Genomic DNA, 23,318 nt, shown 5'->3' on the forward strand with positions numbered 1-23,318 from the left:
ATTCTACCTCACATAGGTAGAATGGTTTCATACTATCCAATAATAATTCGCTCTTTCGGGTATTTATAGCGAGGTGGCTGCTCTCTTCCCCCACTAGCCAGTATAAATGTTAAAATACCGACACGCCCAATAAACATAAGTACAATGAGTACAAGTTTACCAACAGTTGTTAAATCTGGCGTAATACCTGTCGATAGCCCTGTCGTCCCGAAAGCAGAACACACTTCAACAATTAAACTCATAAGCGGTACATTTTCCGTAATAGATAAAATAAAGAGTGCTGTGGCACATAATAAAATCCCCATCGTCATAACGACAGATGCTTTTAGTACGTCCTCTTCATGTAACTGACGTTTGAAGACTCTAACCGTTCTTCCGCCTCTTGCAAAAGTGTATAACGATAATATACTAACAGCGAATGTTGTTGTACGTATTCCGCCCCCAACCGAACTTGGAGATGCCCCTATAAACATTAATATACTCATAAATAAAAGCGTCGGTTGTGACAATTCACGTATATCCATTGTAGCAAGTCCACCGCTTCGCGTCGTCACAGATTGGAATAATGTATAGAAAACTGTTTCATGCCATGACTTTCCTGCTAAAAATTGATTTCGTTCTAGTAAAAAAATCATAATTGTTCCAACGATAACGAGTGCAAAAAATGTTGTTGTCGTCAATTTTGTAAATAACGAAAAGCGGAATAGTTGCTGTCGCCTTTTACTAAAGAATTGCTTTATTTCCATTAACACCGGGAAGCCAATCGCTCCTAAAATAATAAGTAACATATGAATCATTTGCACAATATAATCTTTTTTGTACGGAATTAGTGATTGTCCAGTTAAATCAAATCCCCCGTTCGTAGTTGCACTAACAGCGGCAAAGAAACCGTGAAAATAAGCTTCTTGCCAAGTTGGAAAATAAAGTAGAAATCTTGTACCTAATAGTATCGCTCCAATAAGTTCTATCGAAATAATTACAATTAAAATAGAACGCATCAATTCTACAAGGCCTGATAAATTCCCTTGATTATGGTCTGCCATAATGAGTCTTCTTCTCTGCAAACCGATCTTTTTCCCCGTTATAATCCAAACAAACGTACCAAGTGCCATAATTCCTAAGCCGCCTAATTGTAAAATAAGGGCTAACATAATAATTCCTGCCGTAGTAAATGTATCTGAAATCGTAACAACAGACAGTCCCGTAACACTTACCGCACTAACAGATGTAAAGAGGGCATCGATAAATGTCCATTTCACACCAGACTTCGTAACAAACGGGAAACTAAGCAATATCACCGATACAACTACTGCTAATAAATAAAACAAAACAATGAGTTGTACAGGACGTAATTTTTGTAAAAACTTTTTTATATCTCTCATTCCATCACTTCGCTACCTTTTTTTCTATCGATTAAATAAAGAAAAATCTTCACTTTCTTTATTTGTAAATAACTGCTCAAATAATTTGGCAAATACCATTCCATACACAGTTCCATTACCTCCATACGGCAATGCGTAAAATAAATTATGTATCTCTTTGTCTTCTTTTAAAATAGGGAGACCATCATGACTACCGCCAAATGCTGCCGCCCAATAGTACTCTGCCTGTATATTCTTATACTGTGGGAACATCTCTTTTACAATGTTAATAAGGATATCACGCTTATGCAATAATTTCGTATCACCAATTGCTTGAATTTGCATCGCTTCATCTAATCCGCCTACAATAATACGGTTTTGATACGTTCGAAAATATAAGTAAGGCCGTGCTGTTTCCCAAATTAATGATTGTTCATGCCAGCCTTCAAATGAATCTACCTTATTTGTCACCACTGCATATGATGTTTCCACTGTTGTATTTTTTTCTTTCTTTCCGAAAAGTGCTTCATAACCTGTCGCCATAATAATATTCTTTGCTACAATTTGATTTCCTGTTTTCGTGTAACAAATTAAATCGTTTTGGCGTTTTTTTATATGTATGGCCTCTGTATGCTCAAGTATAGTAGCTCCCATTTGATTTGCTTTATGCAAAAGGCTATGCGCTAATAAATACGGATTCACTTCGGCATCACCATGCGTATATAACGCTGCTTGTTTTATAAATGAATACTTCTTCTTCATATGTGAATCGGTAAAATATTCAACCGGGAATCCATAATGGCGTAACGTATTATATTCTTCTTGTAAAAACGATACATCCTCATTTCTACTTGCATAATACAAACTACTTCGCGGAATAAACTGGGGATCAATATCGAGAGTCGGTACAACTTGCTCCATTGTTCGTAGCGCTTCGTAACAAAGCTTATATGCTCGTACCCCCTTTTTTTCACCAAATGTATGGATAAGTGAGGTTAGCGATTTATCATGAAGAAATTGTAGTAAACCTGTATTAGCAGCTGTGCTACCACATGCGATTGCTCGTTTTTCAATGAGCGTAACACGCATTCCAATTTTCGCTAACGAATACGCTATATGAGCACCTGCTTCTCCGCTTCCGACTACAAGCACATCACATATCATATCATTTTCTAATGATGGATAACAAGGTATAGAAACTCCTGTATTCCAAAACAACTTACCAGTCATAAGTTTCATAATTATACTCCTAAAATATAAATTTCTCCTTTCTATCTTTTGTTATTTCCCATAAAAAAATCCAACTAACATACGCTAGTTGGACTTTTTATTTTTAATTAGAACGCTCCTCAAGCCAATTTCCAACCGTCGGATATGTTTGTTTTACCGCTGTTCCACCGTAAACGATCGACATATGTCCCGTTGGTAAACATACATATTGTTTATCTGTGCTAGAAATATGGTCTAGCAAAGCTTCTACTTGGCATGGCAGGGCGATATGATCACGTTTCGCAGAAATATTTAAGACATTCGCCTTAATATTTGCAAGGTCTACCTTTTGTCCACGAATAACGAGTTCACCTTTCACTAATTTATTATTTTGATAAAAATCACGAATCCATTGTCTATACGATTCACCTGGGAATGGAATACCGTCACCAACCCACTTTTGAACTAATTTCCAGCTTTCGACGAAGCGCTCATTTTCTGAACGATCGAGTAAAGCGACATATGGACCGACAAAGTTTGTAATTGGTTTTAACATCTTATTTCCGAAATCAATCATTTCTGGCGGAATATTTCCGAATGTATCAACCGCTTTATCTAAATTGAAGTATTTCTCATCTAATAAAGGACCATATAATCCTGTTTCAGAGAAATCAAAAGGACTTGTCATAAAGATTAAGTTGCGAATTGGCATGTGCGGATGAAGTGCTGCATAAATAGAAGTTAGCGTTCCACCCATGCAATAACCAAGTAAAGAAATCTCGTCCGATTTCGCAGTTCTCATTACTTTCTTCACTGCTTTTGCAATATAATCAAACACGAAATCATCAAATTTCAAATGACTATCTTCTAAACCAAATGTGCCCCAATCAAGCATATACACATCAAAACCACGATCTACTAAATATTCCACTAAACTATTTCCTGGAGTTAAATCCATAATATACGGTTTATTAATAAGCGCGTATATTAATAGGATTGGAACTCTCTGTGTTTTTTCTTGTTTTGGAATGTAACGATACAGCTTCGTTTTATTCTTCGTCCAAATAACTTCTTTCGGTGTTAAACCAACTTGTGGTTCTGGTTCGCGTAATAAAACTTCGCTCGCTCTTTTCACACGGCGATATGCTTTACGATATTCTTCTGGGTACAACTCCAATTGCTTTTCCCATTCCGTTACGAATGTAGTCATTTTTCTATCTCCTTTTCGGTCGATTTATTTCTAAAAAAAGAAGTGCATTCCTGCTATGGATATGCACTTTTTTCTTACTTCATTACATGTATAATCCACCGTTAATGTTTAATTGCTGACCTGTGATATATGCACCGTCACGGCATAGGTATACTACACCTTTTGCAATTTCATCAGCTTGACCAAAACGTTTTTTCGGGATTTTCGCAACGATTTTTTGACGTACTTCTTCTGGTACTTCTGCTACCATTTCAGTATCAATAAATCCTGGGCAAATTGCGTTTACAGTTACATTTGTTTTTGCAAGCTCTAATGCTAATGATTTTGTAAATCCTAACATACCTGCTTTTGCTGCAGAGTAGTTTGTTTGTCCAAATCCACCAGCTTGGCCAATAATAGAAGAAATACTAATGATTCTTCCTTCTTCTGCTTCCGATATGTATGGAAGTACCGCGCTTGTTGTATTAAATACACTGCTCAAGTTCACGTCAATTACGCGCTCCCAATCTTCACGATTTAATTTTTTGAATGTACGATCTCTTGTAATACCAGCATTATTAACAAGAATATCAACTTTACCAAAATGATTCACAGCTTCTTCTACAAGTCTGTTTGCATCTTCTACTTTCGAAACATCCGCTTGAACTGCATAAACGTCATGTCCTTCTTTTCCTAATTCATTTACTAAGTTTTCAGCTGCTTCTTTACTGCTGTTATAGTTAATAACTACTTTTGCTCCCTCTTGTGCTAATGCTACTGTAATTGCTTTTCCAATTCCTTTTGCCCCACCTGTTACGATTGCTACTTTGCCATTTAATTGAACCATTTCTTTTCCCCCTTAAATGAATTTGCGAACGATTGTTATGAATCATTTTGGTACTCATATGAATAGAGTCCATATATTAATTATGTTTCGTTGTTTATACATGAAAAAGAGATTCTCCCTTTCCCTTTTACACGTTATAAACAAACGCTATTATCATTTTTTATTTTCCGGCTTATTCGCAGGTTTTACTTCTTCTTTTGCAGGTACTTGTAGTTTCGCTAGTACTGCATTTTGCTTTTCTAGTAACTCTAAAATTTGATCAACTTTCGTTTCTAGCGTGCGAATATCTTGTTTTACTTTCGTAACATCACGCTTTAATGTAGGAGCTTGTCCTAATGAATCCACTTTCTCTTCTAGAATTTCCTCAATGTTATCAACTTTATTTTCTAAATTGATAACAAGCGTAGCTACTCTAGCGATATCCTCTCTCGTCGGCACATTCACCTGTTCTAAATAATTTTTTGTCGTATCATTTAATGCTTTCTGATAAAACAAATTCAAATCTAGAACGCTGCCCATCCAAGCAGAATATTCTTCTGTTTTAATTGTTTCATTGAGCGCTTTTCCCCAAAATGTTTCGGTTTGTTCATAAGCATTTTTCCATGCTTGCAATGGATCGAATTTTTGATCAATCACTTCGCCTACACTCCCTTTTTCGTTTTTGAAACAATTCAACCTATTCACTATTTTCTAATATTCTGAATAAAACTTCAAGTCTATATTTTATTTTTCTTTATTTTCCAATAAATGTGTTGACATTAAAAACAGATAGGTGTAAATTGCACTTATAAGCAAAAAAATTCCATCTAACTGATTCATGAGGTGATGCACAATCATGCTACATAATGAACCAGAACACCCAGAAAGTTTGGAAAAAAACCAAGCGAAACAACCGAACTCCATGCCAAAAAACTTCTTAGTTCCTTTCTTACTTCTCTGTCTAAAAGACTGGAGTCTTCATGGTTACAAACTCATTCAAATGCTAATGGACATCGGCTTTTCTTCTGTTGACCAAGGTAATGTGTATAGAACACTACGCAAATTAGAAAAAGAAAACCTTATTTCTTCTACTTGGGATACAAGCGAAGGCGGGCCAGCGAAACGAATTTATTCTTTAACAGAATATGGAGAGCAATATTTAACAACATGTGCAACTTCTTTTGAACATTATCAAAATATGTTGCGGACGTTTTTTACGTTATACACCAATGCATTCTTTCCGTTTTCTACTTCTCCAGAAAAGGATGAAAAGGATTCTTCATCTTCACCTGGTGGTACAGCAGAGTAATCTGCGTTCACAATATGCAAAAAAACATTTGGAGGTCAAACAATGGAAACTAAGCCATACGAATTAGTCGATGCATTTTGGAAAAACTGGTCTCAATCTCTTTCCCTCTTCTCTTCAGCTGGGAAACAATTAGAGCAACTTACTTTAGAAACGTTAAAACAACAACAGGACGCTTTGCATAAATTAACATCAGGAGTAGATGAACTAGAAAAAGAACTACAACAATTCACTGCTCAGTTCAATAACCAATATACCGATTACGTGAAGCAATTAACTGGAAACTCGTTAAATGATCAAATTAACGAGTGGCAAGGGAAATGGAATGAACTTTCTACTCAAATGCACCAACTTACTGTTTCTCCTACGAAAACATCTTTGTCTATTCTTACTCAAACTAGCGGTCAATTTGAAGAAACAACAAAACAATTTATTGAACAACAACAATTACAACGTGAAGAGGTTCAAAAACAGTTAGAAGTTTTTTTGGGAGAGTTCAAGTCCAAACAACTAGAACTCGCAAAGCAGTTCGAGGAAAACTCAAAAAATTTATTTACTTCCAGCAAGTAAGAAAAATGTGGGAGCTAACTGCAGCACAAACAAAACTCTTTCTTCCTCCTACTACATCAAGATGGCTAGCATTTTTCGATATGGAAAAGAAGGAGGCCAAAATGAATCCATTTCAAGAAGCACAAACTGTTCCGGAGCTTCGTTATGATGAGATTCAAGTCGGTGATCAAGCATCCCTTACAAAAACTATTACGGATGAGGACGTTATTAATTTTGCAAAATTAACTGGAGATGTGAATCCGATTCATATTTTAGATTCTTTTGCAAAAACGACAATGTTTAAAGAACGTATTGCTCATGGCATGCTCGTTTCCAGTTTCATTTCGACGATTCTTGGAACGAAACTCCCTGGCAAAAACACGATTTATTTATCTCAAAACGTTTCATTCCGTGCTCCTGTCAAAATCGGTGATACACTTCGCGTTGTGGCAGAAGTCATTAAAAAACGAGACGATAAAAAAATCATTACGTTGCAAACAAACATATATAATCAATCCGGTGATATTGTCGTGGAAGGTACAGCGACAATACTGAAAAAAGAGTAGCAAATTTGCTACTCTTTTTTCTATCCAATAACTTCTAATCACACCGATTACTTCCGTGTATGAGTACGTCGTTTCCACATAAAATAACGTTACCAGTTTAGATAAGTATTTAGCTGAACTGGACTACTTATAAGGATGTGTATCAACATGGTAAAAACAAACAAATTACTAGTTCCAGGTGCAGAACAAGCGCTTGAACAATTTAAATATGAAATCGCACAAGAATTCGGTGTTAGCTTAGGTTCTAATACAGCATCTCGTTCAAACGGTTCAGTTGGCGGTGAAGTAACGAAACGACTAGTCGCTTTAGCTCAACAACAATTACGTGGATAATACAATAACCTATGGCTTAGAGGCAGATATTCTCTGCCTCTTTCTATTTTTAACATACATAATCGTGCTTTTTCACATACTAGTAAGAGCAAACTGAAAGGAACGATATGTGACATGAAACGGATTAATATTAGCATGAGTCCTCCCCGTGTTCTTACTTTGTCTTTTATTACGTTATCAATTATCGGTACATGCTTATTAAAACTACCAATTGCTACAACAACTTCTATTTCATGGATCGACGCTTTATTTACAACAGTTTCTGCTTGTACTGTTACTGGGCTTGGTGTTGTAGACACCGGAAAAGTATTTACTTTGTTTGGACAGTGTGTCATTTTAACGCTTATACAAGTAGGGGGACTTGGCATTATGAGCTTTGCCGTTTTAATTGCAATTATGCTCGGCAGAAAAATTGGTCTTCAAAACCGAATTTTACTGCAACAAGCGTTAAACCAAACGAACATTGGTGGCGTCATTCGTCTTGCCAAAGCATTATTTTTATTCTCTTTTACAGTCGAATGTATCGCTACTTTGATTCTTTCTTTTGAATGGGTACCAAAATACGGGATTGCTAAAGGGATCTATTATAGCTTTTTTCATTCGATCTCTGCTTTTAACAATGCTGGTTTTTCTGTGTGGAGCGATAATTTAATGTCCCATTCTCATAGCATTCTTGTCAATCTCGTTATCTCCTCCCTCATTATTTTAGGTGGGATTGGTTTTACAGTAATCGTGGATATAAAAAGAAAGAAAAATTTTAAAAACCTTACATTACACTCAAAACTTATGCTCTCTTCTACTCTAATCGTCAATATTATTGCGACTGTTTTTATTTTTATATTCGAGTTCCACAATTCCCTTTCTATGAGAGGATTTACCCCATTTGAAGAAGGAATGGCCGCTTATTTCCAGGCGGTTTCAACTCGTACTGCCGGGTTTAATACAGTTGATATTTCTGCATTATCAAAGCCTTCCCTACTATTAATGATGCTCCTTATGTTTATTGGCGCTGGTAGTGCTTCAACCGGTGGTGGAATTAAGTTAACAACATTTTTAATCATGTTTTTTGGGGTATTTAAATTTTTACAAGAACAAGATGATATTGTCGTGTTTAAAAAATCTATTAAAGATACTCTCATTGTCAAAGCATTAACCATCACTATTATTTCCATTTCATTTATCTTTTTTGCTATTTTAATTTTAAGTATTACTGAGCGAGTTCCTCTATTGATGAGTGCTTTCGAAGTATTTTCAGCATTTGGGACTGTCGGTCTCAGTATGAATTTCACACCACACTTAACTATGATCGGAAAAGCTATTATCATCTTTATGATGTTTTTTGGGAAAATGGGACCTTTAACATTGGCTTTTTCATTTGCACGTAAAAAGAACCGAAAAATAAAATATCCGAATGAAGATATTTTAACAGGTTGACAACCGTATAAATTATCCATATAATGAGAGTACAATAGCATATCTCCAAAGGGGAGTAGCGTCCAAGAATATTTCTTGGAAACAAAGTCGTCATTACGTAGAACTTAGTTCTTCCGGCTTTGTTGGCATTTTCATTACATATGTCTAGCAAGACCTTTGCCTATTAACGGCAGAGGTCTTTTTTGTATTAATTTCCAAATTCTTCCAAAGTTAATAGGCAGGAGTATGGGGAAACTAAATAGTGGGGAAATTCTTCACTTATTTAGTACTTATAGAAATGAGAGGAGAATGTACATGGATGTATCATTATTATTGGAGTATGGTTGGGTATTACTCATCCTAATTGCACTAGAGGGGATTTTAGCGGCTGATAACGCTCTCGTTCTTGCAATTATGGTAAAACATTTACCAGAAGAAAAACGAAAGAAGGCACTATTTTACGGATTAGCGGGGGCATTTGTTTTCCGTTTCGGATCGTTATTTATGATTTCGTTCCTAGTCGACGTATGGCAAGTGCAAGCAATCGGTGCCATTTACCTTATGTTTATCGCTGGTAATCACTTATTTAAAACGTATGTTAAAAAGAATACGGATGAAGAAACAGAAGAAAAAGAAGCAAAGAAAAAACAAGAGAACTTTTGGTGGACTGTATTTAAAGTTGAGGTTGCTGATATAGCCTTCGCAGTTGATTCAATTTTAGCTGCAGTTGCATTAGCAATGACTTTACCAAAAACAGGATTAGGTACAATTGGTAGTCTTGATACTGGGCAATTCGTTGTTATCTTTGTAGGTGGACTTATCGGGTTAATCATTATGAGATTTGCAGCAACTGCTTTCGTACAAATCTTAAAACGTAAACCAGGACTTGAAACTGCAGCATTCTTAATTGTAGGTTGGGTTGGTGTGAAACTAGCAGTTTATACATTAGCACACCCTGCATTAAATGTAATTCCGCATTCATTCCCAGAATCTACACTATGGAAGCTTACATTCTGGATTGTATTAGTCGGAATCGCAGTTGGCGGTTGGTTCTTCTCGAAAGAAGTAGAAGTAAAAGTAGAAAAGAATTTAGACGAAAAAGCGCTGTAATTACAGCGCTTTTTCTTTTTCCCTTCCCCCCTCAATGTCCAGAAAAAATTCTATTATACTACCATTTGTAAGCGTTTTCTCAATATATGTATGTCCTTTTTGTGAAACATTGCACAAACTTATTGAAACTAAGAACAATTCCATGTACTTTATTCATATAAGGAGTATTTATAGATGATGTACTAAAGGAGCGTATTACTCATGCTAGAGCAAGGAATAGATTATGTTGTCAAACTGGCTAAGAGCAAAAAACAAATGCTAGATACAAACCCGATGCAATATTTCATTCGTGCCGCACTTGCGGGTATTTATATCGGTTTTATTATTGTACTATGTTTTAAATTAGGTAACTTTTTTCACATTGCAGATTCACCGGCAACTTATTTAGCTGCTTCTATGTTTTTCGGAATTGCCCTCGTACTTATTATATATGGCGGTGCTGAATTGTTTACTGGAAACACAATGTACTTCACTGTAGCAACTTTAAGAAAAGAAACAACGATTTCTGATACACTTCGTAACTGGGTCGCTTGTTATGCAGGGAATTTAGCTGGAGCTTTATTCTTTGCCTTACTATTTTATGCAACTGGAATTTTCGAAGCAATTGATCACGGCCATTTCATGAATAAAGTAGTAGAAGGAAAAATGAATACACCTACAATACAATTATTCTTTAAAGCAATTTTATGTAACTGGCTTGTATGTCTTGCGTGTTTCTTACCTTCTCAAGTGAAAGGTGATACAGCAAAAATTATGATGATGATGCTACTCGTTTTCACATTCTTCTTATCCGGTTACGAGCATAGCATTGCAAACTTATCACTGTTTGCTCTATCTTTAGTTTCACCGCATCCGGAGACAATTTCTTTTGCAGGTGCTATTCATAACTTAATTCCAGTTACAATCGGTAACATTATTGGCGGGTCCGTCTTTGTCGGCATGGTATACCATTACTTAACAAAGAAAGTACCTGACGTGAAACAAGAAGAAACTGAATTAGTAGCGGCTCAACAAGAAGAAATCATTCCGTTACAAGCACATATGAAACATTAAAAACTCCAAAGTTTTACTTTGGAGTTTTTAGCTCCCCACATATTTAACAATAAGGTGCGGATTAATTCCGCCTTCTTCCTTTCCCTTATTAATTCTCTGTTTCATCTTGTGCATACCGATGACATCATTCGTATGAAGGTGAATTTCATTTACATATAAACCCTCTTTACAAAAAGCCTCTACAAAATCTAATCCATTTCTTTTCCCCCATCCCATATTAAAATCAAGGGAAAGAATATTCACATCATAATCCCGAACCATTTGCAAGGCACATTCTACTGTAGTGGCGGGCACATACCCGTACGGACAACTTCTTTGATCATCCATATATACATTCATGTTCTATCCTCTCTCTATTTTGTATACGTGAACAACATGTAACATATTGCCCCAAGGCTGATAAAAGGACCGAACGGAATTTGGCTCCTCATTTTTATACGTTTTAATACTATACCAACTCCAAAGAAACAAAGACTAAAGCAAGATGCTAAAAATAAGATCATAAAAATCCCTTTCAGTCCCACTATAAATCCAAGTAACGAAAGTAATTTTATATCTCCTCCACCAAGCCCTTCTGGATATATCTTTTGCATGCAATATAACAAAATGAATATAACGCCACTACCAACTATACTATCTGTCCAAGTCACTAACGGCACAAAAACACATTCTAAAATGAGTAAACAGACAAACCAAGCTAAAATACGATTGGGGATTAACATATATATGTAATCTGTAACTGAAATAATAAGAAGTAGAGAAAAAAGCGATAAAATGATGATAAGCTCCCGTTCCACCCCAATCATATATACAGTAAGAAGAAATATCATTCCTGTTACAAGTTCAAATACTACGTACAAAATTGAAATTTTCCTCTTACAATTCGTACAACGTCCTCTTTGTATACAAAAAGAAATGATTGGAATCAATTCTTTTGGCTTTAGCACATACTTACAATAATGACAATGTGAACGCGGGGTAATGATAGACTCACCTAGCGGTACTCTCATCGCAATTAACATAAAAAAAGAACCAAACACCATCCCCACTAACAATGCATATAAATAAGTGAACATCCCTTCCTCTCCTTTCCAGAAGAACATAGCAAAAAAAGGAGAGAAATTCTACTTCATATTATTTCTATTCTATTAAAAAAGCAGGCCATTTTCTGGCCTGCTTTCCCCTCTTTTATACGATGAAATATACTGCTTTTAATGGTCCGTGTACTCCGACAACAAGATTCATTTCAATATCTGCCGAGTTACTAGGTCCTGTAATAAAGTTAATACAAGATGCTACTGCCTCGCCATTTTCTACACGTGTGTTCATATCCTGAACTGCTTGTGTAATACGAGGCACAAGTGTTTCACGTGGAATAATAGCAAAGTATACAGTCGGTAAAAAGTGTAAAGAACGACCTTGGCCTTTATGACTTTGTACAACAATCGTACCAGATTCAGCTAAAGTATAATCACTAAATGCGATTCCAATATTCGCTCTTTCTGCGATACGCATATTCTCTTCTTTTTTCTCAGGATCCCATACATTCACTTCAACATTTTGCTTTGGAAGCTCTTCTTTAAATAAAGAAGTCAATCCATAAGAATCAAAACGTTCGTCTGCCGATAACATAATAGGTCCCCCGCCGTTTTCCACGATTACTTTTTGAATATCTTCACGTAAACGGTCTTTTGTCGTTTCCACTACAGTTGTATGAATGTTTGTACATTGATTTTTAAATACTTCTAACAATTCTTCTTTTGAATAATCTTTTAGCGTTTCTACATTCACATTACTTTTCCATGCTGGACGCTTTACGCCTTCCGTTTTCCGCTCACGTCCAAGTTCTTTTGCAATATTATCTAGAAAGGACTCACGGTTTTGAATTAATCCTGTCATTATTTGTCCCCGCCTTTCTTATGATCTTTATACCAATCACGGAATCGTTCTTTACTTGGAGCCGGGAATTCACGAATATCTGTCCAGTTTTTAAGTGGCCCAACACCTTTTGATACACGGTTGCCCGATGTAAATGGACTCATTGCTGCTGGCGCCATTTTTGATCCCATTTTATATAAAGCTGCTGAAGATGCACCCATACTAAACATTTTCATTGCTAATTTTTCTGCAAGTGGTGCACGTCCTTCTTGCTCAACAATTACTTGACGATGTTTTAATAATAAATCATGCAATGGTATTTTTACTGGACAAGCTTCTGTACACGCTCCGCATAAACTAGAGGCATATGGAAGCTCTTTGTAATCATCGTATCCACCTAAAAGTGGTGTTAATACCGCACCGATTGGCCCTGAGTATATAGAACCATACGAATGTCCACCAACGTGACGATATACAGGACATACGTTAACACAAGCAGCACAACGAATACATTGCAATACTGAGCGGAATTCAGACCCAAGAATTTGAGAGCGGCCATTATCAACAACAACTAAGTGGAATTCTTCTGGTCCATCTACTTCCTCTTCTTGGATTGGTCCCGCTACAGTTACATAACTTGTTAATTTTTGCCCTACTGCACTACGACATAGTAAACCAACTAAAACATCTAATTCTTCCATTGTCGGAACCATACGTTCCATACCCATTACTGCAATTTGAGTTTTCGGAATCGACATAACAAGATCGGCATTACCTTCGTTCGTTACTAAACAAAGAGAGCCAGTATTTGCAACTGCAAAGTTACAACCTGTCACACCAATTTCTGCATCCATAAATTTCTCACGAAGTTGTTTACGAACAAACTTTGTCATTTCATATGGATCATCAGAATTTTCATAGCCAAGCTTTTCTTTAAATACATCACGAATTTGCGTTCTGTTTTTATGAAGTGCGGGCGCAATAATATGTGAAGGTGGATCGTTATCTACTTGCAAGATATACTCTCCTAAGTCACTTTCTAACACTTCACAACCAATCTCTTCAAGGGCATGATTCATACTAATTTCTTCAGTTACCATTGATTTTGATTTTACAACTTTCTTCGCTTGTTTCTTTTTTGCAACGTCTTGAATATACTTTGCTGCTTCCTCTTTCGTTTTCGCAAAGTACACATGTCCGCCTCTTTTTGATACATTTTCACTTAACTGCATTAAGTAATAATCAAGGTTTTCTAACGTATGTTGGCGAATTTGTTCACCTAGTTCACGCCACTCTTCCCAGTTTCCTAATTCTTCCGCTGCTTTTAAGCGATTCGTATATAAGCGCGTTTGCGCAGAAGATACTGCTCCGCGCATAAAAGAATCTTGAATTCCATCGCCAACGCGATCATTAAATTTTTTCTCACTGATTTTCATAGACATAGCTTATGTTCCCCCTTCATGAGCGACTATTTAGTACCTCAGCAATATGCATTACTTTTATTTCTTTTCCTAAACGCTCAATACGTCCGCCAATGTTTAACAAACACCCACAATCTGCACCGATTAAATAATCAGCACCTGTTTCCATTGCACTATCTACCTTTTCATCTACCATTTGCTCAGAAATTGGAGTCATCTTCACTGAAAACGTTCCCCCAAACCCACAACAATTTTGTTCGTTTGGCAGTTCTCTCACAGTTAATCCTTTTACGTTTGATAATAAAATTCCTGGTGCTTCTTTTACTCCAAGCAGGCGTGTCATATGACAAGATTTATGAATAGTAGCTATCCCTGGTAAGCTTGCACCAACATCTGTCACTTTTAAAACATCTACAATAAATTGTGTAAATTCATATGTTTTATCAGCAACCTTTTGTGCACGTTTAGCCCACTTCGGATCATCTTTAAAAACATGCGGATACTCATGAAACATTGTCGCACAAGAACCAGATGGTGTAACGATATATTCTGCATCTTCGAAAGTTTCAATCATATGTTTCATCGCTTCTTTTGCTGCTTCTACATGGCCGCTATTATAAGCAGGCTGACCACAACAAACTTGTGCTTCTGGAAATTCAATTTCACAACCTAAACGCTCCAACACTTCAACTGTTGCTTTGCCGACGTTTGTTTCAAACATATCGACTAAACAAGTAACAAATAAAGTAACTTTCATAATTATTACTCCCCCTTTTTACAACTCCACCAACAAACATATGGTCATCAGATGACTGAGAAAAGAAGAAGTAGGCTCAACCATGGCCTATCCTCTCCCTCTTCTAAAGAAAACGCTTACTTAATCTTTCTCTATTTTATCAAAAAATTTGATTTTTAAAAGATTAAATTACGAATTTATATCGTTTTTACCTGTGACAATATGTTCTACATTTGTTAAATGATCTAGCATTGCTTGCTGCGCTAATTCTACATCTTGCTTTAACACTGCATCATATATAACTTGATGCTCTTCTATAAGTCGTTCTGATGTTGTTTGTTCACCATATAAAATAATGCGTCTTGATTCACCAATCGTTTCAGCAATCATCTCTGAAACGTGATTCATGAGTTCAATCAAAATGTTGTTATGCGAAGACTCCGCAATTCCCATATGGAACTGAAAATCTGCTTTTTCGCCAGCCTTTTCATCTCCAATGCTCTTTGCCATTTCATCTAACCAATGCTTCATATTTTGCAAATTATCTTCCGTACGTTTTGCCGCAGCTGCTCGAACTGCCCCCACTTCAAGCACCTTTCGTACTTCTAATAAGTTTAAAATATCTTCTTTCTTCATTAATAATTTATTGTTTAATGATTTTGTTAATGAAGAAGAATCGAAATTCTTTACATATGTACCTTCTCCTTGTTTCATCTCAATTAAGCCCATTGCTCTTAGCGCACTTAGCGCTTCACGAACAGCAGATCTACCAACTTGAAACTGCTCAGCTAATTGATGTACAGGAAGTAGTTTGTCACCAGGTTTTAACGTACCATTTTTAATCATTGTTAAAATAGCTTCAGATACTTCTTCGTAAATCTTTTTCGGTTTAATAGATTTGTACTCCAGTTAAATCACCTCAGTATCTTCCAAACAACAATTGAAACGATTTATAAGAACTTTGCATCATAACTATTTTAGAACGAATTGGTAAGAAGTACAAATGTTTTGTTCATAAAATCGTCAAATTTTTAATATTTATTTGATATTAATTTATATTTATTCCTCTATTCGTTTGCACTCATGAAGAAAAGCATGTCCTTCACGTTAGAACATGCTTTCTTCAACTTGTATTTTCAATTTAAAACTAACCGTCGTTCCATGCCCTTTTTCACTTTCAATTCGCCACTGTCCATCATGTATATGAACAATTTGTCTGACAATGGCAAGGCCTAAACCTGTTCCCCCATGTTGACGACTTCTCGCTTTATCAACGCGATAAAAACGTTCACCAAGATTTTCTAAATGCTCTGTTTCAATACCGATTCCTGTATCTTTTATGTTTAATTCACAGTAATCATCTATCTGCCTGAGTGTTATCATAATATCCCCGTTTTGATTTGTATACCGTATCGCATTATCTAACACGTTATGAAGCACTTGTTGCATGCGATCCTCATCAATCATTACAATGATTTCTGGATTTAAATTTGTTGAAATACGAATTTTCTTTTCTATAAACTTAATCTCATACGTATCTAACACATCTTCAATCAGTTGTGAAAAAACGATAGGCTGTTTCTTTAACGGAAAATGTTCACCTTCTAATTGTGCTAAATCTAATAAATCATGAACGAGACGCTGCATACGACCCGCTTCTTTATGAATGAGCTGTGTTACTTTTTCCTGCTGTGGTCCCTTCGCTACACCATCTAAAATAGCTTCACTATATCCTTTTATATAACTAAGCGGTGTTCTTAGTTCATGCGAAACGTTAGCTAAAAATTCCTTACGCTTTACGTCTTCTGTCTCTAAAGAATTTGCCATTTTATTAAATGCTTTTCCTAATCGTCCAATTTCATCTTCGGAAGAAATTGTAATCCGTTCTGAGAAATCTCCCGTAGCCAAATGATTGGCAACTCGTTCCATTTGCGAAAGCGGTCTCGTAATAGCAATAATAATCTTTCTACCAATCCATATTGTCAGTAAAGTCATAGCAAGTGCTAACGGTGCTAAAATAAGGCCCATATCATATATTAAGTCTTTTATACTTTTTAAAGGAATATAAGAATATACAATGCCAACTAACTTTTTATTTTCTAAAACAGGGATGACAACCCCCATAATATTTCGGTCAAAATGTTCCTCATAGCCTATCTTTGTCACAGTTTTTCCATCTAATAATGCTTGCCTGTCCCCTTCACTTATAAGAGAATGATGATGCACATCAAAAGGTAAACACGCGCTTAAATCACGCGGATTAGATACGAAAAGAACATCTGAACTCGATATTTGATCAAATGCTCTTACTTTCTCTTCAAAAGTTGCTATTCCTTCACGCTTATCATATTGCGCAGCAAGACGCTTCCCTTCCATTACTAATGAATCTTTTAAATTATCAACGTATAGTTTTTCATACGAGTATAAAGATACAAAATAAAGAAAGGAAACTGTTACACATACTGCACATACTACTGTAAGCCAAAGCTTCTGTACCATCGTAAACATACGTTACACCTCAAATTTATAGCCTACACCCCAAACCGTTTGAATGTAGTTTCCACTTTCTCCAAGCTTCAAACGCATCGTTTTCACGTGCGTATCCACTGTTCTTGTACTTCCGGCATAATCATATCCCCATACCTTTTCCAGCAATTGTTCCCGGCTAAATACTTGTCCCGTATGTTGGCAAAGAAAATAGAGTAAATCAAACTCTTTTACTGTAAGAGAAATCGGCTCACCATCAGCCTCAATCTTCCTACTTTTTTCATTAATAAGTATCGGTCCAAACTGAATCTCCTCTTGTTGCTCTTGCTTTGTATAACGTCTTAACACAGCTTCCATACGAGCAATTAGTTCTCCAGGACTAAAAGGCTTTACAATATAATCATCTGCTCCCATACGTAAGCCATTCACCCTATTCCACTCTTCACCTTTTGCTGTTAAAAATATAATTGGTACATCCGACGTTTTTCTAATTTCTTTACAAACTGAAAGTCCATCCATCTCTGGCATCATAATATCTAATACAACGAAATCATAATGATCAGTCTCTAATTTTTTTAGAGCCTCTTTTCCATTTTCAGCTTCTCCCCACTCGTATCCGAAATTATCTAAGTACATTCCAACAAGCTGCCTCATATCACTTTCATCATCTACAACTAGCACCCTATATTTACTCATTGTCCTTCCCTTCCCTCTCTATGAGTTGAAACGGCCCTTTTCCGACTTTAATTGTTTGTTTTATTTTCAAGCTCTTCATATCCATGACACACACTTCATCACTATCATAGCTTGCTACGTATCCTTCTGCTCCGCTCTTCAAAAATGCAAATGGATTCGATCCTACTTCTACAGAAGCCACCTCTTTATACGTACTAACATCAAACTTTCTAAGCGTATTCGAACCGTGACTTAATGCATATACATTCTTATTATCCTTCGTTATATTCACAGGCATAAACGGAGCATGTAAAGAACGTACCATTTCTCCGCTCTGCAATGAATACACTAATACTTTTTCATTGACTTGATTTCCATCACCATGTCCGCCAATCCATATTTCTTTCCCATCCGGGCTAATTGTCGCTCCCGTTGATGCTGGGGGAATCATAAAGGATTGTATCACTTCTTTTTTCTTTGTATCAATGGTCGTTAGCTTCGTATCATAAAAGTTTAATACAGATAACTGGTTATCGTGCTCTACCATCGTAATTGGTCCTTTTCCTGTTGATACACTCCCTGTCTCTTTCCCTTTTATCGTAAAGAACCTTACCTTTTGGGCAGTTTGATCGGCAGCAAATAATTGTTTTTTATCCTCGGATACAATCACATTTACAATGCCTTTTCCCGTTTTATATTTGTCCACTTGCCTTCCTTCTGCTAGTGAATATACATACATGTACTCTAACTGCTTGCCATATACAAGTATGTCCTCACCGTTTGGAAGTAGTGCAACTCCTGCCATTGGTTCATTAAGTTCCCATGTCGTAATTAACTTTTTAGTTTTTTCATCAACAAAACTAATACTACCTTCTTTTATATTCGTTGTTATAATAACACTTTTATCTTTAGCAATCGGTGTATATGAACTTCCTTGACACCCTACTAATAGAAATAAAAAACAGAGAAGAAAAACATACTTTCTCAAAAGATTCCCTCCATCTTCGGATGATTTCGTTATAATTGTAAAATAACAAATAAATGTGTGGAAAGTGTGAAATTTTCCTTTCTTACTTCATTTACATATATAATGTACAACAAATAGAATTTGAGGTGTGCAAATTATGCTTTTTCCTGATTTAGCGAATAAAATTGTACGAGAAGTACGCAGATTAATTAAAGAAAATATCATTATCATTAATATACAAGGCGTTATTATCGCAAGTACAGATGTAGAAAGAATCGGCCAATTTCATGAAGGTGCACTCCGATGCGCGAAACAAAAGAAAACTGTCATTATTACAAAAGCAGATGAACGACGTTTGCAAGGCGTAAAGGCGGGTATGAACCTCCCCTTACTATTTCATGACGAAGTAATTGGTGTCATTGGAATTACAGGCGAACCTGAAAACATTTCGCAATACGGAGAAATATTACGTAAAATGACCGAACTACTCATTCACGAAAACTACTTTTTAGAACAACTAGAACTTGAACACCGTTCTTATGAAGCATTTGTCTTTGATTGGCTTCAAAATACAGACTGGTCTCCAAGCTTTCTCGATCGCGCAAAAACACTTGGTATTGATTTATATAAGAAGAAACAACTTATTTTGTTCTCTATCGATCAAAATGACACGATGCTTCAGCGTAAGATTTGGCAACACGTACGCAATCTATTAACAAAGGAGCATCTATTTGTTCGCTGGGGAAATGATCGATTCATTTTATTTACAGCCACAAACTCCAAAGAGCAAACGTATCAATTTTTAAAAAGATTAAAGCAAGACTGTGAAACTTTGTTTTCTATTCCTTTATATATTGGGATTGGACAATCCGTTACTCCAAGTAATATGAACTTATCGTACGAACAAGCATTACAAGCTCTTTCCGTATCACTTGAAACGAAAAAAATTGTATTTAATGAAGATTTACGTTTAGAAATGTGCTTACAAGATATTTCTGCTGAAACGCGGGAACAGTTTCTAAGGCGTACCATCGAAAACTTACTATCATCTCCTGAGCTTATGCACACTTTACGCTTATTTATTGATTATAACCAATCCTATAAACAAACAGCTGAACAATTACATATACACATTAACACATTGCATTACAGACTTAAAAAAATTGAGGAGCATACAGGACTTGACCCGAAACAATTCAAAGACTTAAACATTTTATACTTCTCGCTCCTCTTATTAGATAATCACATAAAAAAGAATGATAAAAAAGATTAATCTTTAGATGATTATACATAGAAAGAATCCCCCAACTTTTTTATCATTATAATGAAAGCACTGTTACAACGTTTTTTATTATAATCAAATACGTTAACAGTTTGAGGGGGATTTCCAATGTTAGAAAAACAAATTATTCATTCATTCGTATCCATTGTTGGCGAAGATAATGTAGATACATCCAATATGGGGCGTTTAACGTATAGTTATGATGCCACTCCAAACTTCCAAGCAATGCCTGATGCAGTCATTGCTCCTCGTAATACAAATGAAGTAGCTGAAGTGTTAAAAATATGTAACACTCACAAAATCCCTGTATATGTTCGTGGTTCTGGAACAAACCTTTGCGCGGGGACATGTCCACTTGAAGGCGGTATCGTCCTTATCTTCCGCCATATGAATAACATTTTAGAAATTGATGAAGAGAATTTAACAATTACTGTACAAGCTGGTGTAATTACACTTGATATTATTAAAGCGGTAGAAGAAAAAGGTTTATTTTATCCACCAGATCCAAGCTCGATGAAAATTTCTACAATCGGCGGTAACATTAATGAAAACTCAGGTGGATTACGCGGATTAAAATATGGCGTAACACGTGATTATGTGATGGGTCTTGAACTTGTCTTACCAAATGGCGATATTATTCGTACTGGCGGTAAATTAGCAAAAGATGTAGCTGGTTACGATTTAACTCGTTTATTTATCGGTTCTGAAGGAACACTTGGCGTCGTAACAGAAGCAATATTAAAACTTGTTCCTATGCCTGAAACGAAGAAAACGATGCTTGCACTATATGAAGATATTAATGAAGCTGCACGTGCTGTTTCTTCTATTATTGCAAATAAAATCATTCCAGCGACACTTGAGTTTTTAGACCAGCCGACAATTGAAGTAGTAGAAGAGTTTGCACAAATCGGTTTACCAACTGATGTAAAAGCAATTTTATTAATCGAACAAGACGGTCCACCTGAAGTTGTCAATCGAGATATTGAAAAAATGGCTAACGTTTGCCGCTTCATGAATGCAGTCGATGTTCGCATTGCAAAAGATGAAGCGGAAGCAGATGCACTTCGGACAGCTCGCCGTAGTGCACTATCAGCACTTGCAAGATTAAAACCTACTACAATATTAGAAGATGCAACGGTACCACGCTCACAAATAGCTCCGATGGTTGAAGCTATTAATGCGATTGCAAAAAAATATAATATTCCTATTTGTACGTTTGGGCATGCTGGCGATGGCAACCTACACCCAACTTGTATGACAGATGCTCGTAATGAAGAAGAAATGCACCGAGCTGAACAAGCTTTTGCTGAAATATTTGCGAAAGCAATTGAACTTGGTGGCACAATTACTGGTGAACATGGTGTTGGTGCGATGAAAGCTCCTTATTTAGAAATGAAATTAGGTAAAGAAGGTATTGCTGCCATGCAAGGAATTAAACAAGCCTTCGATCCAAATAACATTATGAACCCTGGCAAGATGTTCGCGAAAGACACTCGCAAAAGAGTGGTGGTTGAGCGATGACAACATTAAATAAAGAAAACATTCAAAAAGAATTTAAAGAAAGATTAAGTGAAGATGAACTACTAAACTGTATGCGATGCGGTTTCTGTTTACCTACTTGTCCTACTTACATTCAATCTGGATATAAAGAATCACATTCACCACGAGGACGTATTGCATTAATGAAAGCGGTCGTTGACGGTTTAATTGAACCAGATGAAGATGTTGAAAATACATTGAATGTTTGCCTCGGCTGCCGTGCTTGTGAACCTGTTTGTCCATCAGGTGTAAATTACGGACATTTATTAGAAGAAGCTCGTGATATTATAAATCAAAACAAAAAGTTCTCGGTGCCAGTGAGAGCCGTTCGTAAAGTCGTTTTTGAAGGGCTCTTCCCCCATCAAAATCGAATGAGAACATTAACAGGGTTAATCGGATTTTACCAACGTTCTGGTTTACAAACGCTAACACATAAAATGGGTATTATGAAGTTATTCCCTGAAACACTTGCAACAATGGATCTCGTTTTACCAAAAGTCCCTAAAATGAAAGCAATGAAAGATCGTCCTGCATTTTTACCTGCTGAAAGTACAAAAAAGAAACAAGTTGCATTCTTCACAGGCTGTTTAATGGATACGATGTTTTTAGAAACAAATAACGCAACGATGAAACTTCTTCAGTTAGCTGGTTGTGATATCGTTATTCCGAAAACACAAAGTTGCTGCGGTGCATTACATGGGCATGCTGGTGAAAAGAGCGGAGCGAAAGAATTAGCGACACGAAATATAAAAGCATTCGAAGATTTAAATATCGACTATATTATTACGAATGCAGGTGGTTGCGGAGCTTACCTCGTAGACTACGATCATCTTTTAAAAGATGATCCACAGTGGGCTGAACGCGCAAAGCAGTTTGTTTCTAAAATTAAAGATATTACTGCTATTCTAGTAGAACTAGATTTCCATAAACGAAATGACTTACGACTTCCATCGCAAATTATTACGTATCAAGACTCTTGTCATTTACGCAATGTTATGCGAACATCTTCAGAACCTCGTATGTTACTAGAAGCAATTCAAGGCGCAACATATCGTGAAATGAAAGATGCGGATCGCTGCTGTGGTTCTGCTGGTATTTACAATATTGTTCATTCAGAACTATCCATGGAATTTCTAGATTATAAAATGGACCGTGTACATGAAACAGAAGCAGCAACTATTGTTACTGCAAATCCAGGTTGTCTACTACAAATGAAATTAGGCATTGAACGAGAAGGAATTTCTCATAAAATGAGAGGAATTCACATTGTAGATTTATTATTAGAAGCAATTGAAACCAACTCGTAATAACTCGTAACATACGTAATAATAGGAAAACGGCTATCTCCTTCGTCTATGTAAAGAGATAGCCGCTTTTTTGTCCGCTACAATATTAAAAATATGTTACTTTATTATAAA

Annotated in this window: 24 protein-coding genes and 1 riboswitch; of the genes, 10 read left to right on the forward strand and 14 right to left on the reverse strand. The window is 36.1% G+C overall.

Going from position 1 to position 23,318, the window contains the following annotated elements:
- Positions 1-32 precede the first annotated feature (32 nt).
- The 5 genes from DN389_RS09230 to phaR form a co-directional block, all read right to left on the reverse strand.
- The gene (locus DN389_RS09230) at positions 33-1,382 is read right to left on the reverse strand and encodes a TrkH family potassium uptake protein (RefSeq protein WP_001204694.1); all 1,350 of its coding nucleotides are present in this window, start codon (positions 1,380-1,382) and stop codon (positions 33-35) included.
- 24 nt (positions 1,383-1,406) lie between these two features.
- On the reverse strand, positions 1,407-2,600 hold the full coding sequence (locus tag DN389_RS09235) for an NAD(P)/FAD-dependent oxidoreductase (protein ID WP_046957072.1): 1,194 nt from the start codon (positions 2,598-2,600) through the stop codon (positions 1,407-1,409).
- A gap of 94 nt (positions 2,601-2,694) precedes the next feature.
- The gene (gene phaC / locus DN389_RS09240; RefSeq protein ID WP_000206842.1) at positions 2,695-3,780 is read right to left on the reverse strand and encodes a class III poly(R)-hydroxyalkanoic acid synthase subunit PhaC; all 1,086 of its coding nucleotides are present in this window, start codon (positions 3,778-3,780) and stop codon (positions 2,695-2,697) included.
- 82 nt (positions 3,781-3,862) lie between these two features.
- Positions 3,863-4,606 carry an acetoacetyl-CoA reductase gene (locus DN389_RS09245; protein ID WP_000250411.1) on the reverse strand — a complete coding sequence of 248 codons (744 nt, stop codon included), beginning with the start codon at positions 4,604-4,606 and terminating at the stop codon, positions 3,863-3,865.
- A gap of 153 nt (positions 4,607-4,759) precedes the next feature.
- A complete protein-coding gene (phaR, locus tag DN389_RS09250) occupies positions 4,760-5,242 on the reverse strand; it encodes a polyhydroxyalkanoic acid synthase subunit PhaR (protein ID WP_000566954.1) in 483 nt (160 codons plus the stop codon).
- 199 nt (positions 5,243-5,441) lie between these two features.
- Here phaR and phaQ point away from each other — a divergent pair, with 199 nt between their 5' ends.
- The 7 genes from phaQ (at position 5,442) to DN389_RS09285 (ending at position 10,915) form a co-directional block, all read left to right on the forward strand.
- Complete coding sequence (gene phaQ / locus DN389_RS09255; protein WP_000903018.1) at positions 5,442-5,894, forward strand: poly-beta-hydroxybutyrate-responsive repressor; 453 nt, start codon at positions 5,442-5,444, stop codon at positions 5,892-5,894.
- Between the two features lie 42 nt (positions 5,895-5,936).
- Positions 5,937-6,461 carry a polyhydroxyalkanoic acid inclusion protein PhaP gene (phaP, locus tag DN389_RS09260; protein ID WP_149237032.1) on the forward strand — a complete coding sequence of 175 codons (525 nt, stop codon included), beginning with the start codon at positions 5,937-5,939 and terminating at the stop codon, positions 6,459-6,461.
- Between the two features lie 101 nt (positions 6,462-6,562).
- On the forward strand, positions 6,563-7,006 hold the full coding sequence (locus DN389_RS09265) for a MaoC family dehydratase (RefSeq protein WP_001067917.1): 444 nt from the start codon (positions 6,563-6,565) through the stop codon (positions 7,004-7,006).
- A 147-nt stretch (positions 7,007-7,153) separates the two neighbouring features.
- Positions 7,154-7,339 (forward strand): alpha/beta-type small acid-soluble spore protein, encoded by a 186-nt coding sequence (locus tag DN389_RS09270; protein ID WP_000241212.1) that lies wholly within the window; start codon positions 7,154-7,156, stop codon positions 7,337-7,339.
- 114 nt (positions 7,340-7,453) lie between these two features.
- Positions 7,454-8,773 carry a TrkH family potassium uptake protein gene (locus tag DN389_RS09275; RefSeq protein WP_000822345.1) on the forward strand — a complete coding sequence of 440 codons (1,320 nt, stop codon included), beginning with the start codon at positions 7,454-7,456 and terminating at the stop codon, positions 8,771-8,773.
- Between the two features lie 38 nt (positions 8,774-8,811).
- A riboswitch (yybP-ykoY riboswitch) is annotated at positions 8,812-8,977 on the forward strand.
- A gap of 90 nt (positions 8,978-9,067) precedes the next feature.
- On the forward strand, positions 9,068-9,862 hold the full coding sequence (locus tag DN389_RS09280; RefSeq protein WP_000383317.1) for a TerC family protein: 795 nt from the start codon (positions 9,068-9,070) through the stop codon (positions 9,860-9,862).
- Positions 9,863-10,063: 201 nt separating this feature from the next.
- The gene (locus DN389_RS09285) at positions 10,064-10,915 is read left to right on the forward strand and encodes a formate/nitrite transporter family protein (protein WP_000893016.1); all 852 of its coding nucleotides are present in this window, start codon (positions 10,064-10,066) and stop codon (positions 10,913-10,915) included.
- Positions 10,916-10,942: 27 nt separating this feature from the next.
- Here the strand turns inward: DN389_RS09285 and DN389_RS09290 are convergent, their stop codons facing one another.
- The 9 genes from DN389_RS09290 to DN389_RS09330 form a co-directional block, all read right to left on the reverse strand.
- Positions 10,943-11,254, reverse strand: coding sequence for a cyclic-phosphate processing receiver domain-containing protein (locus tag DN389_RS09290; protein ID WP_098189693.1), 312 nt, complete (start codon positions 11,252-11,254; stop codon positions 10,943-10,945).
- 14 nt (positions 11,255-11,268) lie between these two features.
- A complete protein-coding gene (locus DN389_RS09295) occupies positions 11,269-11,991 on the reverse strand; it encodes a prepilin peptidase (protein ID WP_149237033.1) in 723 nt (240 codons plus the stop codon).
- A 112-nt stretch (positions 11,992-12,103) separates the two neighbouring features.
- A complete protein-coding gene (locus tag DN389_RS09300; RefSeq protein WP_098189691.1) occupies positions 12,104-12,814 on the reverse strand; it encodes a LutC/YkgG family protein in 711 nt (236 codons plus the stop codon).
- The gene (locus DN389_RS09305) at positions 12,814-14,235 is read right to left on the reverse strand and encodes a LutB/LldF family L-lactate oxidation iron-sulfur protein (RefSeq protein ID WP_000061936.1); all 1,422 of its coding nucleotides are present in this window, start codon (positions 14,233-14,235) and stop codon (positions 12,814-12,816) included. The genes DN389_RS09300 and DN389_RS09305 overlap by 1 nt, the downstream gene beginning before the upstream one ends.
- A 16-nt stretch (positions 14,236-14,251) precedes the next feature.
- Positions 14,252-14,971: a (Fe-S)-binding protein gene (locus DN389_RS09310; RefSeq protein ID WP_000869144.1), complete on the reverse strand. Its 720-nt coding sequence runs from the start codon at positions 14,969-14,971 to the stop codon at positions 14,252-14,254.
- Between the two features lie 168 nt (positions 14,972-15,139).
- On the reverse strand, positions 15,140-15,829 hold the full coding sequence (locus DN389_RS09315) for a FadR/GntR family transcriptional regulator (RefSeq protein ID WP_254915158.1): 690 nt from the start codon (positions 15,827-15,829) through the stop codon (positions 15,140-15,142).
- Positions 15,830-16,057: 228 nt separating this feature from the next.
- Positions 16,058-17,458, reverse strand: a complete 1,401-nt coding sequence (locus DN389_RS09320) for a sensor histidine kinase (protein ID WP_000494800.1) — start codon at positions 17,456-17,458, stop codon at positions 16,058-16,060.
- Positions 17,459-17,461: 3 nt separating this feature from the next.
- On the reverse strand, positions 17,462-18,133 hold the full coding sequence (locus tag DN389_RS09325; RefSeq protein WP_000049878.1) for a response regulator transcription factor: 672 nt from the start codon (positions 18,131-18,133) through the stop codon (positions 17,462-17,464).
- A complete protein-coding gene (locus DN389_RS09330; protein ID WP_001234162.1) occupies positions 18,126-19,100 on the reverse strand; it encodes a YncE family protein in 975 nt (324 codons plus the stop codon). Before DN389_RS09330 ends, DN389_RS09325 begins: the two co-directional genes overlap by 8 nt.
- A gap of 136 nt (positions 19,101-19,236) precedes the next feature.
- Here DN389_RS09330 and DN389_RS09335 point away from each other — a divergent pair, with 136 nt between their 5' ends.
- The 3 genes from DN389_RS09335 to DN389_RS09345 all read left to right on the forward strand — a co-directional run bounded on the left by DN389_RS09335 (position 19,237) and on the right by DN389_RS09345 (position 23,207).
- Positions 19,237-20,352: a CdaR family transcriptional regulator gene (locus DN389_RS09335; protein WP_149237034.1), complete on the forward strand. Its 1,116-nt coding sequence runs from the start codon at positions 19,237-19,239 to the stop codon at positions 20,350-20,352.
- 117 nt (positions 20,353-20,469) lie between these two features.
- Entirely contained in the window at positions 20,470-21,882 is a 1,413-nt protein-coding gene (gene glcD, locus DN389_RS09340) for a glycolate oxidase subunit GlcD (protein WP_098802257.1), read from the forward strand.
- Complete coding sequence (locus DN389_RS09345) at positions 21,879-23,207, forward strand: (Fe-S)-binding protein (protein WP_149237035.1); 1,329 nt, start codon at positions 21,879-21,881, stop codon at positions 23,205-23,207. Before glcD ends, DN389_RS09345 begins: the two co-directional genes overlap by 4 nt.
- Positions 23,208-23,318: the final 111 nt, after the last annotated feature.

The organism is Bacillus sp. AY3-1, from assembly GCF_008368785.1.
GTDB lineage: Bacteria > Bacillota > Bacilli > Bacillales > Bacillaceae_G > Bacillus_A > Bacillus_A wiedmannii.